The sequence below is a fragment of the Lysinibacillus sp. G01H genome, from assembly GCF_028872195.1.
Lineage (GTDB): Bacteria > Bacillota > Bacilli > Bacillales_A > Planococcaceae > Lysinibacillus > Lysinibacillus capsici.
Window position 1 is genome coordinate 4630575 of the sequence record NZ_CP118397.1, and the last position, 12703, is coordinate 4643277.

Genomic DNA, 12703 nt, shown 5'->3' on the forward strand with positions numbered 1-12703 from the left:
GTTAACTATGTAGAAATAAAGTAAATATGATATCTTTTTGCAAGGTAGTATTTTGGAAAGAGAGGATTTTTAGCAATGAATCAAAAAAATTTCTGGCTAGATTTACCACGGCCATTCTTCATTTTAGCTCCAATGGAGGATGTGACAGATGTTGTATTTCGTCATGTCATTCAGGAAGCTGGGAGACCCGATGTATATTTTACAGAATTCACCAATACGACGAGCTATTGTCATCCAGATGGATTAGATAATGTACGAAACCGCTTAGCTTTCACAGAAGATGAACAGCCTATTGTTGCACATATTTGGGGGGACAACCCTGAACATTTTCGTAAAATGAGTATTGGTATGAAGGAATTAGGCTTTAAGGGAATTGATATTAATATGGGTTGCCCAGTTGATAATGTAGCAGAAAGAGGTAAAGGAGCTGGATTAATTCTTCATCCTGAACTAGCCGCAGATATTATTCAAGCAGCCAAAGCAGGAGGCTTACCCGTTAGTGTCAAAACAAGACTTGGCTTTACGGATGTAACAGAATGGCGTGAGTGGCTTACACATATTTTAAAACAGGATATCGCCAATCTTTCTATTCATCTCCGTACACGGGAAGAGATGAGCAAGGTCGCTGCACATTGGGAATTAATTGGAGATATCAAAAAACTACGTGATGAAGTTGCTCCCCACACATTACTGACGATCAACGGTGATATTCCTGATCGTTTAACAGGTCTAAAACTAGTTGAGCAATACGGTATCGATGGTGTAATGATTGGTCGCGGTGTGTTTTCAAACCCATTTGCCTTTGAAAAAGAACCTAAAGAGCATAGCGCCAAAGAATACCTTAATTTACTATACCTACACCTTAATCTTCATGACCATTATTCCAAGGAATTCGAAACACGTTCATTTAAAGCATTACAACGTTTCTTTAAAATATATATACGTGGCTTCAAAGGGGCTAGTCAATTAAGAGTTCAATTACTGAGTGCAAATTCTACGGATGAAGTCCGTGAATTACTAGCTGCGTATATTGCCCACGAACAAAAGGAGTAACCTTTATTAAGTTGTGACAAAAAAGAGGAGACTGGCTATCGCCAATCTCCGTTTTATTTGCTTTTACTTGTAATCATTTATTGGGCCTTTATCCATTAGAACTTCTACCATATTAGAAGAGCCCATCTTCAGCTTAGGTCTACGTTCTGAATTCGGTTCACTATAAAGCTCTAATGGGTTGATAATCACACCATCTGGAGTATTATGAAGTATTCCAGGCACACAGGAATAAATTCTATCATTATTATTAGCATTTTTAGCAAAAATAGTAACGGAGGTTCCATTATGATTATCTATACTCATGGACACCTTATATCTGTAGAATGAACCTGTGCCATTTGATTGGGCGGAATAAACCACAGGAACAACAGCTAAAACATTATTATTTAATCTCAATTTGATTACTTCAGTTTTTGTTGAACCAGCATCTCTCCCAACATCCCCCATGTGTTCGACTACCCCATGGTGAAAACTCCTAAGTGGGGGTGTATTTTTCGCCCCAAACATAGCTACATCGATCTGCTGACCATCCTTTGTATAGACTAAAGCATATATATCGTAGTCAGTACCAGTTTTCCATGATACCGTAGCAGTAATTTCAGGCGTTTTATCAATGATAACTGGCTTTTGACCTTTGGTGAGACTGACATTCCCCTTTACCTTTTCAAGATTTATCGATGACAACATGCTTTGTCTATTTGTATTTTTTGGAACATTTCGTGATTGATCAGGTTCTATCAGCATTTGTTTTTTTATAGTTGTTGATTCAGAAAGATTGTTTTGCTCTTCAGGTTCAACCTCAACACCATAATTTTTACATAACCCCTCTAACCCAGAATCAAATCCGCGCCATATAGATCTCACCTTTGTCTGACTATTTCTTAGATATAATTCTAATACTACGATTCCATTTTCATTTGCAAAATTAGCTGGTGCTAAATTGATAACATTATTATCAGTACGGATTTCTGCCTTTAAATTTTTCACATTTGAAAAACCTCGGCTATTATCTTCTGTAACTGTTATTGCTATTTTAGTAATACCTTCAGGGATTTTACTCATGTCAAAATTCATTTTATGTATTTTTATATTCCCTACATTCTCAGATGGTATCAGGGTAGCTGCACCAGATAAGCTAGTTGGTTGATTATAAAATATAATGCCGCTATCTCCTTGTACCTTATTTGCATCCGTTAAAAGGAATGCAGTTAACGAAATATCAATCGAATTAGACATTTCGTAGCTAATAGTAACACTACCTTTTTTGGAACTTATAACTGTATTTGCTCCCATCTGAAGGAATTGAATCATGTGAATCCCCCTTTTCCCCTTATTGTTTATACATACAAAATAGATAAAAAAGTTACTCTTCCAATAAAAAATTCGAGTAATATTTACAAAATCCTTCTTTATAGGAAAATAGTCGGAAACAAACACCGGCATATAGTAAAACTAATCTAATTTCTCATAAAAACATTTTATGATATGATGTTTAAATTGTGTGTCTACTAATTAACACAGTTACATTCATCAAAGAAAGAGGTATTTATGGATCATACACAGTTATCCAAGCGACATTGGTTACTTATCTTAACACTTGCATTATTAACATTTGTTCTGGGGACAAGCGAATTTGTTATTGTCGGGATTTTAACTGATATTTCTTCAAGCCTTCATATGACAAATGCAAAAGCAGGCACACTCGTTTCTGCGTTCGCCATCACATTTGCCATCGCTACACCACTCGTCATGTCAGCAACAAGCCATTTTCCAAAGCGTAAATGGATGTTGTTTTTGATAGGTTCCTTCATTGCCTTAAATGCTCTGTGTGTAATTTCAACGAGCTATATTATGCTCCTTATACTTCGGGTTATGACCGCGATTGTAACAGGTGTATTGATCTCTCTAGCCATGATTGTTGCAAGCGAAACCATGCCGATTAATAAACGCAGCCTTGCTATATCATTTGTTTTCGGTGGATTTACACTGGCAAACGTAGTGGGAGTACCCATTGGAATTGTAATCGCTGAATGGTTCGGCTGGAATGCCACTTTTATGTTAACCACTCTTCTCGGAGGATTGGCGTTTGCGGCATCTTTTTTTGTCTTACCTACTCGACTCAGCCAAGTACGAAGCTCAATACGGGATCAATTTTCTTTAATGATTCAGCCTCGAATTTTAATTGCCTTTTTCATTCCTGCTCTCGGGTTTGGTGCAACCTATGCAGTCTTTACGTACCTTGTTCCTATTTTAAAGGGAATGGGTGCACCAAATAATTCTATAAGTTTAATCTTATTCGGCTACGGCTTCCTTTCGATTTTCAGCAACATTCTTGCCGGTAAAATTGCCACTCACAATGCCATCGGCCGACTTCGGTTTGTTTTTCTCGCCCAAGCTATTGTATTGACAAGCTTATTTTGGACGACAAATCATTTTATTTTAGGATTAGCGAACATCGGACTAATGTCACTCATGGCCATCCTCTTGACAACATCTACTCAGCTTTACTTAATAGATTTGGCCGAAATTTACAAACCAGATGCTAAAGGACTTGCAGCTTCTCTTATGCCAGTGGCAAGTAACGTAGGCATCGCTTTTGGGTCTGCATTAGGCGGCATTGTATATCATCAAGGAAATTTGATGAATGTCACATGGGTTGGTGGTATAGTTGCCGTCGGTGCAAGTCTACTAACTTTCTTTAGTTATCATTTAGACCTTAAACAAAAGAAAACGGCTTAAAAATTGCAATAGGTATCTTAAAAGGAATATAAATCAAACAGACCCATTCGAATAAAACGAATGGGCCTATTTTTAAAAAGCTTACATGTGATCCGTATCTTCATAATAAGGAATAATTATTCTGGAATAATATATTTATCTTTCATTGGTCCAACTTTATTTAAAATAATTGCACCAACCATTTGTATAATTGTCTTCACAATAATTTGCCCCAAAATGGCGGCAGGTACCGCTTCCCATGGCAATATATTGGCACCAAGTGGACTTAAGCCGATTACTACGAAAATTGCAGAATCTAAAAATCCTCCGACAATACCACTGTAGAACACACGCCAAGCCATTGGTAATTTTAATCGAGTATAAATTTCAGTATCGGCCGTTTCAGCGACAACAAATGATAGTGCTGAGGCTACCACAATCAAAAGTGTATCACCTAGTAGGAATGACACCACAGCTGATAAAATTAACGCTGTAATAATAAATAAATACGTCTTTTTTCTACCATATTTATTTTGTACTAGATCCCGAAAAATAAAGGTTGCCCCAATTAAAAGCGTTCCCATTGGGACAATAAACATACCAAAATGTAATGGTGCAAATGCTGCCGTTACCACATTAGCAATAACAATAGATAATAAATAAAATAATATTCTCAAACTATTACTCCTCAAGTAAATTTAATTTTTGTAATGGCACACTATACACCTCTTTTATTTCCCCACACAAGGGCATGTAACTGTGGCAGTACTTTAACATCTCTTAAATCCTCATCCTTCATTACTCTATCAATCAGCGCACGATATTTATCCAATAAATGCATCATTAATTGTGAATTATCAATTGTCGTGAGATTATCATTACCGACTTGAAGATAAAAAGGAATCATTGGATATAGATGGTGAATTTGTTTAGCATAATCGTAATCCTCTTGATTAAAAACGACTATTTTGAGAGATACATGGTGATTGCTGTTTCGATCTTCAAGTTTTTCGAAGATATAAGAGAGCACCGAGTAGTCTGTGGTCATTCCAGAACTAGGTGGCTTTGGTGAAATTGTCAGTTCATCAATCTCATACATCCACTTTTGCCACCTACTCCCCTGTGTTTCTACCCCGATTTTTATGTCATTTTCTTTTAAAATGGCAATAAGCTCTGCTAAATTCGGATTGAGTGCAGGATTGCCGCCTGAAATTGTGACAAATGAAAAACCATTACCTCCAAGCCGCTTCAGCTCAGCCCAAATCTCTTCCGCCGTCATTTGGACAATAAAATGCTTTCCACTGCCATCCCACGTAAACGATGAATCACACCAAGAACAGGAATAATCGCAGCCCGCAGTTCTTACAAACATTGTCTTCTGTCCAACGACCATACCCTCTCCTTGAATCGTTGGCCCAAAAATTTCGATAACAGGTACTTTACTCAACTTCCAGCCACTCCCGTCTAGCTTCTGCATAGCTTGTTGGAGTTTCGTAAAGCCTGATAAACTCTACACGCACACCGTTATATCCTTCATCAAGCAAGGCCTCAGTCAACTTTTCGTATATCCAAACAACAATGTTCTCTGCCGTCGTATTCATGGGTGGAAGCGTTTCATTTAAATAGCGGTGATCCAAATGAATCTCTATTTTTTGTTTCCATATTTCTTTTATATCGCCAAAATCAATTATCAAACCACGTTCATCTGTGTAGCCACTCAGCCCTAATACTACCCGATAGGTATGACCGTGCAGATTTTTACATTTCCCTTCATAATGATGTAGATGATGAGCAGCATCGAAGGTAAATTCTTTGCTTATGAGAACACGCTTTGCATGGTAGTTCAATTGATTTCTTTGAATATCCACATCAATTTTCTGGAGTCTCTCAACGATTTTAAAATCTGACATGCCTTAAGACTCCTTCCTATAACTTAAATACTCATCAAGCCCTTTATTTCGCAATTTACATGCTGGGCATTCACCACAGCCATCTGCTATGACACCGTTATAGCAAGTCAACGTTCTTTGTCGTACAAACTCAAGTGCCCCAAGCTGATCAGCTAATTCCCATGTTTGTGCCTTATTCAGCCACATCAAGGGTGTATCAATCACAAAGGAATCATCCATCGATAAATTTAACGTTACATTTAAGGATTTAATAAAGACATCTCGGCAATCCGGATATCCACTAAAATCAGTTTCACAAACACCTGTTACAATATGCTTTGCCCCTACTTGGCTCGCTAAAACGCCCGCAAATGAAAGAAAAAGGAGATTGCGGCCAGGCACAAAAGTCGATGGGAGCTCACCATTTTCTCCGTCCTTCACCTTTATGTCTTGTCGTGTCAATGCATTCGGAGCAAGTTGATTCAGGAGAGACATATCAAGTATGTGATGCTTGATACCAAGCTTCTCTGTTATCACCTTCGCACAGTCAATTTCAAGACGATGCCTTTGACCATAATCGAAAGTTACTGCCTCAATCTCTTCAAAGCGTTCTTTTGCCCAGAACAAACAAGTTGTGCTGTCCTGACCTCCACTAAATACTACAATTGCTTTTTTCTTTTTCATCTATAAAGACTCCCTTATATCGAAAAAACAGCACTCTAAGAAAAAGTGCTGCTTTCTTCTTAGTTTTTTTAAGAGGGTAGCTAAAAACCTCTTTCTTGCTTCATTTATCGATTATCAATTTTTTCTGGGTTAAGATCGTGGTTCATTAAACGATAATTGGCGATTTCTTCGTATTTCGTTCCTGGCTTCCCATAGTTACACCATGGATCAATCGAGATACCCCCACGTGGAGTAAATTTCCCCCAAACCTCTATATATCTTGGATCAAGTAGTGCAATTAAATCGTTCATAATGATATTCACGCAATCTTCATGAAAATCGCCGTGATTTCTAAAACTGAATAAATACAACTTTAGAGATTTACTTTCAACAATTTTTTTATCTGGGATATATGAAATGTACATCGTTGCAAAATCCGGCTGATTTGTAAGCGGACATAAACTAGTAAACTCTGGGCAATTAAACTTAACAAAATAATCTCGATTAGCATGAAGATTATCCACTGCCTCTAATACCTCAGGTGCATAATCATAGGAATACTTTGTACCTTGATTACCTAATAGGGTTAAATCCTTTAATCCTTCTTCATGACTTCTGCCAGACATAAAAAAACCTCCTTGTAAAATGTTTCCCAACACTTTTCAAGAGAGGCATCACCAATCATTCTATTTAAAACATAAGTAAACAGATAAAAAAAAGCCACGTCCGATATGGACATGGCATATTGTCATGTTTCCATAGTTTTTTATAGAGGGTATCAGCTATGAACCTCTCCCGTTCTAGTCCGGGCATTCTTTTCTTCCATATCGTACAAAAAATAATACAGAACGTCAAATGGATTTTTTATAAAACTCTTAAATGATAAAAAGTATGAATTACTGTAAGTCAATACTCATTTGAAAGTTCTACTTTTTTATTAAATTACTAGGAAAATAGAATTAATTCATTTTTGACAAAGTAATACTAATTATCAATATTTTGAGATTTTTTAATATTCCGATATTCGAATTATCTCACCTGTGATAAATTGGAAATATCACACTAAACTGAAAAGTGCGATAATTATGAGTGGAGGGAGAAATGAGATTTGAAAAAGTTTAAGTTTACGAAGTTTTTAAGTAGTATGATAGCTTTCGTTATGGTGCTTTTTCTATTGGTTCCATTATCGAGTGCTAATGCTGAAGATTCGAAACCATTCAAGCAGGATAGCCAAAGTGAAAGTATACTTCAATTAAAGGCGGCTATCGCTGAACAGCTAAGCTTGTCTAAAGATGGTCCAACTCTTCACGAAAGCTTACAAAATGTATCAGGCAATCAAGAAGTTGCAGTCATCGTACATTTATCTGAAAAGCCTGTGGCACTAGAGCAAGGAATGAGCCAAGTGAAAGGCCAAAAGTTCTCTAATGCGCGAGCAAATGAAGTTCGGTCAAATGTAAAATCTCAACAAGCACAGGTTAAAAAAGAATTAGCTACTAAAAATGTTCAAATGACTCAAGGCTACACATTTGATACTGTTTTAAACGGTTTTGCAGCAACTGTGAAAGCAAATGATCTCCCAAAGCTGCTTTCAATAGAAGGAATAACATTAATTGAACCTGATGCAATTGTTTACGCATCAGAAGATAAGACAATGAAATCATCAGAACTGATTAAGGAAGATCAATTAGAGGCTCAAATGAATACAAGTATTTCTTTCCTCGGCATCGAACAGCTTTGGAATGAAGGAATTGAAGGACAAGGTATAAAGGTAGCAGTATTAGATACTGGTATTGATGCAGATCACCCCGAGTTCGCTGGAATTTATAAAGGTGGGAAAAACTTTATTCCAAATTCATCAACTTACACAAAGCCTCGGGCAGATGACGATGCATCGGAAACATTGCCTTCTGAGCGTCCTGCTGGAACACCTGAATTTAATGAAAAGGGAAGCTCGTTCTATACTTCTCACGGTACCCATGTTGCTGGAACCATTGCAGCAATTGGAGCTAACAATTTCGGCATTAAAGGAATTGCTCCAAAAGTAGACCTTTATGCTTACCGTGTTCTTGGTGCATATGGAAGTGGGGCTACATCTGGTATTGTTAAAGCAATTGAAACGGCTGTAACAGAAAAAATGGACATAATCAACCTTTCTCTTGGTGGGGGGGCTAACTCTGAAACGGACGCAGGTTCATTTGCTATTAATAATGCAATGATGGCTGGAACAATCGGAGTAATTGCAACAGGGAACTCCGGCCCAAATCGAGGAACAATGGGCACGCCTGCAACCGCTCGTTTAGGAATTGCTGTTGGTAACACAACAAATCCTGAAACAATGTATAACGGTGAAGTGAATGTTACAGTTGGTGACTACAACTTAACAAAACAGCTCCCATTAATGGGCACAACTTTTGGAAGGGATTTAGCAACACAGCTTCAAGGAGAATTTGACCTAGTTGCTATTCCTGGAAACGGAGAAGTAAAAGACTATGAGGGAATCGATGTAAAAGGTAAAGTGGCATTGATCTCTCGTGGCAGCATCGCATTTGTTGATAAAATTGCGAACGCAAAGGCAAATGGAGCAGTCGCCACAATTATTCATAACTTTGCTGGTGGAACAAATGCACCTAATATTTCAGGTACATTCCTGGGTGATTCCTTTGCTTTTCTACCAACATTTGATATGTCCCAAACGGATGGTAATGCAATTCGTGCTGCATTAGTCGGTGGTGCTGGAAGAGTCAGCTTTAGTCAATTTACTTCCACAAAAACACTGGGGGATGAAGTAAACGATTCAAGTTCCCGTGGACCATCTACGCCAAACTTTGATATTAAACCAGATGTAAGTGCACCTGGAACAAATATTATGTCAACGATTCCAATGTATAAAAAGGATTTCCCTGATGCAGATTATGCAGAGGCATATGATCGTAAAACAGGAACTTCTATGGCAACACCGCATATTACAGGTATTGTTGCATTACTTAAACAAGCAAATCCTGATTGGAATGCGTTCGACATAAAAGTGGCGCTTTCTAATACAGCAAAGGTTTTAGATAAAACAAAATATGATGTGTTCTCTCAAGGTGCAGGTCGTGTAAATGCTTATGCTGCAGCACATCCAGAAATTCTTGCCTATGCATTGGATAGTGCAATTTTAGACGGAACTGGAGCTGTTTCAGAAAACTTAAAAGGGACAGTTACTTTTGGTCCACAATCACTTAAAGACCAGGATATTTCCGTAACGAAACAAGTTTTAGTAAAAGATATAAAGGGGAACGGCGGTAATTATAACGTATCAATTGATGTGACAAAAACATTTGGTGATGCAACTGTTACAGTCGACCAGCCAACATTTAATCTAGTTGGTGAGCAAGTGTTAAATCTTACATTAACGGCTTCACAAGCTACAGCTCCAAACGGCTCGGAAATACTGGGGTATATTCACATCAGCGGTGGTGCTACAGAAATTTCATTGCCATTCGCAGCTGACTTTGGAAGCGAGGCAGTAACTGAAATTAAAGATTTAAAGATTACAGAAACAGACCTCTCCTTTAATGGAGATGGCGTGAAAGATTCAGCTGTACTTTCATTTACATTAACTGGCGATGTAACAACTAACTATATCGAGCTATGGGATATTATGAATCCTCAAGGCGGAGAATATGGAGACGGCTACATCGGTTATCTACATGCAGGTACTGCACTAGGAAAAGGCTCTTATACGCTGAATGTTGCTGGGCAATACAAACCATGGGGAACAGAACCTGCCACAACAATTCCAGATGGTCTCTATACAATTGACTTTACTGGTCTTGCGGCATCAGGGGTAGTTTCCGATTATGTTGGACCAATTATCGTGAAAACGACTAAACCAGAAATTACTGGTTCAGTAGCTGAAGGTGTCGCTACAGGAAAGGTAACAGATAAGTATATCGACTACAATGAAGAGTTATATTTATATGGTTTAAACTACAATTTAAATGATAAATTAAAAGCTTCTTATATTGCGACAGTGAATGGCGAAATACAAGCGCCAGTTCATTTTGAATTAAATCAAGACGGTAGCTTCACATTCCCAGTAACAACCGAAACAAATGCTGTATCAGTAAAAATTGAAGACGCTGCAGGGAATGTTGGTGAAGCATTAATATTTGAAAAAGATGTAGTTGAACCAAAAGTAACACTTTCTGTCAATCCAACTGAGCTAGACCTAACAGTTGGAGAATCTGCACAACTTACGGTAACAGAGACGTCTACTCCTCCAGAAGGTGAAGCAACAGAGGAAGATGTAACTTCAAAAGCTACTTATGTTGTGGGAGATGAAAATGTTGCAACAATAGCAAATGGATTAGTAACTGCTATAGGTGAGGGCACGACTACGATTACTATTTCATATGGTGATCATGAGGTTACGGTAAGTGTTACAGTTAAAGCACCTGTTGTAGAAACACCAATCGTAACACTAGAAATTGACCAAGCTCAGGTTGAAACTAGAATAGGTAAAGAGGTTATGGTTAAGATTACTGAGGTAACTACTTTTGAGGGTAGAACAACAGAAAAAGATGTTACTACGCTTGCAACCTACGAAGTAGCAAATGATAAAATAGCTACTGTAAAAGCAGGGGCTGTAAAAGGTAAAGGTCAAGGTACTACCACAATTACAGCAACGTATGGTGACCACACATTAACATTTGACGTGTCGGTTGAAAAGCCGGGCAATGGCAACGGCAACGGTAATGGTAATGGTAATAATGAAGTTACCGAGGTTGAGTTATAATTAAAATAAGTACGGTTCCAGTAAAAAGAGAAATTGCGCTTTGCAATTTCTCTTTTTGCTATTTTCACTTACTTATAATAAGGTTGGCTGTACAAGCTTTATCTAGGCATCCAATATTTAATGCAAAACCATAAGAGATTCTAACCCTACCGTTCAGAACCTTTTAGTTTTATTTAAGCATTGTCGCAGTTAAAAATTCCCGTGTTCTCTCCTCTTGCGGATGGTTGAAAAATTGTTCAGGTGTGCCGCGTTCAATAATTTTCCCATCATGCATATAGACAATCCAATCAGCTACTTCTCTTGCGAATCCCATTTCATGGGTAACAACAACCATTGTCATTCCTTCTTCAGCCAAATCTTTCATGGTTGTTAAAACCTCTCCCACGAGCTCAGGATCGAGTGCCGATGTTGGCTCATCAAAAAGCATAATGTCTGGTTCCATCGCAAGTGCTCTAGCAATCGCCACCCGTTGCTTTTGCCCCCCTGATAGTTTACTAGGATAGACATCCGACTTATCCTCCAAACCTACTTTTTTCAGTAATTGCTTTGCTTTGATGATAGCTTTTTCTTTGTCTACACCCTTTACCATAACAGGTGCTTCAATAATATTTTCTAAAACCGTTTTATGTGGGAATAAGTTGAAATTTTGAAACACCATCCCAACCTTTTCTCTAATCTTGTTAAGGTCATCTGTCCTTGGATTGACTTCATTTCCCTCAATTATAATATTGCCGTTATCTTTTCTTTCTAAAAAGTTCAAGCAGCGAAGAAGGGTGCTTTTCCCTGACCCGCTCGATCCTATTAGACAAACAACATCGCTCTCGTAGACTGTCATGTCGATATTTTTCAATACATGTAAGTCTCCAAACGATTTATTCAATTGACTTATTTTAATCATTTCCTTGGTATCCAATCTTTTCAGCTCCTATCTGTCGCTTACTGCTAATTTTAGTTCAGTGCGGTTCACTACAAATGTCATCAATGCTACCAGCAATAAATAGTAGACTGCTACAATGAGTAAGTAGGTCATTTCATCGAAATTATTCGACCCAAGTGTTGTCGCTACATTAAACAGCTCATTCATGGAGATAAATGCGGCTAACGAAGAATCTTTTAAACTGATGATAAATTGATTGCCTAAAGGCGGCAACGCTCTACGGAATGCCTGTGGGAGAATAATCCTTCTTAATGTCATTGTCTTTGTCATTCCCAACGAGCGTCCTGCTTCAAATTGGCCATTATCGACTGACTGAATTGCTCCTCGCAGGATTTCAGAAATATAAGCTCCATTATGTAGCGCTAGAGCAAGTGAAGCAGCCCAAAAATCAGGAAGAAGGAAAATCCCGCTAATTCCGAAGTAGAGGATAAATATTTGAACAATCAGTGGTGTTCCTCGAACCAAATAGACATATATATCTGAAATAAGTTCTAAAATTTTTATATTAGAAATTTTTAATAAGGCAAAGACTAGTCCGATGATGATTCCCAGTAAGATAGAAACCACCGTCAGCTCTAATGTTAAAAGCATAGCTTTAAAGAATACACCTTTTGTTTCGATTAGTATTTGAAAAAAATGCGAAAAACTTGGCAAAGTACTACT

General features: G+C 37.8%; 11 protein-coding genes and 1 riboswitch. Of the genes, 3 read left to right on the plus strand and 8 right to left on the minus strand.

Going from position 1 to position 12703, the window contains the following annotated elements; all coding sequences use genetic code 11:
• The first annotated feature begins 75 nt into the window (after window positions 1-75).
• Entirely contained in the window at window positions 76-1053 is a 978-nt protein-coding gene (locus PSR12_RS23555; protein WP_221682447.1) for a tRNA dihydrouridine synthase, read from the plus strand.
• Between the two features lie 63 nt (window positions 1054-1116).
• Here PSR12_RS23555 and PSR12_RS23560 read toward each other — a convergent pair whose 3' ends face one another.
• Window positions 1117-2364, minus strand: a complete 1248-nt coding sequence (locus PSR12_RS23560) for a TerD family protein (protein ID WP_274771055.1) — start codon at window positions 2362-2364, stop codon at window positions 1117-1119.
• Between the two features lie 237 nt (window positions 2365-2601).
• Between PSR12_RS23560 and PSR12_RS23565 the strand changes: the two genes are divergently transcribed.
• Window positions 2602-3792 (plus strand): MFS transporter, encoded by a 1191-nt coding sequence (locus PSR12_RS23565; protein ID WP_274771057.1) that lies wholly within the window; start codon window positions 2602-2604, stop codon window positions 3790-3792.
• A 116-nt stretch (window positions 3793-3908) separates the two neighbouring features.
• On the opposite strand, the gene PSR12_RS23570 is transcribed toward PSR12_RS23565, so the two are convergent.
• The 5 genes from PSR12_RS23570 to queF all read right to left on the minus strand — a co-directional run bounded on the left by PSR12_RS23570 (window position 3909) and on the right by queF (window position 6949).
• Window positions 3909-4448, minus strand: coding sequence for a VUT family protein (locus tag PSR12_RS23570; protein WP_274771059.1), 540 nt, complete (start codon window positions 4446-4448; stop codon window positions 3909-3911).
• Window positions 4449-4489: 41 nt separating this feature from the next.
• Window positions 4490-5218 (minus strand): 7-carboxy-7-deazaguanine synthase QueE, encoded by a 729-nt coding sequence (gene queE, locus PSR12_RS23575; RefSeq protein ID WP_221682451.1) that lies wholly within the window; start codon window positions 5216-5218, stop codon window positions 4490-4492.
• The gene (queD, locus tag PSR12_RS23580; RefSeq protein ID WP_221682452.1) at window positions 5211-5681 is read right to left on the minus strand and encodes a 6-carboxytetrahydropterin synthase QueD; all 471 of its coding nucleotides are present in this window, start codon (window positions 5679-5681) and stop codon (window positions 5211-5213) included. The genes queE and queD overlap by 8 nt, the downstream gene beginning before the upstream one ends.
• A 3-nt stretch (window positions 5682-5684) precedes the next feature.
• Window positions 5685-6344 (minus strand): 7-cyano-7-deazaguanine synthase QueC, encoded by a 660-nt coding sequence (queC, locus tag PSR12_RS23585; RefSeq protein ID WP_274771061.1) that lies wholly within the window; start codon window positions 6342-6344, stop codon window positions 5685-5687.
• Window positions 6345-6448: 104 nt separating this feature from the next.
• Entirely contained in the window at window positions 6449-6949 is a 501-nt protein-coding gene (gene queF / locus PSR12_RS23590; protein WP_004233404.1) for a preQ(1) synthase, read from the minus strand.
• Window positions 6950-7075: 126 nt separating this feature from the next.
• A riboswitch (PreQ1 riboswitch) is annotated at window positions 7076-7122 on the minus strand.
• 309 nt (window positions 7123-7431) lie between these two features.
• On the opposite strand from queF, the gene PSR12_RS23595 reads away from it, so the two are divergent.
• Window positions 7432-11103: a S8 family serine peptidase gene (locus PSR12_RS23595; protein WP_274771063.1), complete on the plus strand. Its 3672-nt coding sequence runs from the start codon at window positions 7432-7434 to the stop codon at window positions 11101-11103.
• Window positions 11104-11272: 169 nt separating this feature from the next.
• Here PSR12_RS23595 and PSR12_RS23600 read toward each other — a convergent pair whose 3' ends face one another.
• A complete protein-coding gene (locus PSR12_RS23600) occupies window positions 11273-12001 on the minus strand; it encodes an amino acid ABC transporter ATP-binding protein (protein ID WP_221682481.1) in 729 nt (242 codons plus the stop codon).
• A gap of 27 nt (window positions 12002-12028) precedes the next feature.
• On the minus strand, window positions 12029-12694 hold the full coding sequence (locus PSR12_RS23605; protein ID WP_221682454.1) for an amino acid ABC transporter permease: 666 nt from the start codon (window positions 12692-12694) through the stop codon (window positions 12029-12031).
• Window positions 12695-12703: the final 9 nt, after the last annotated feature.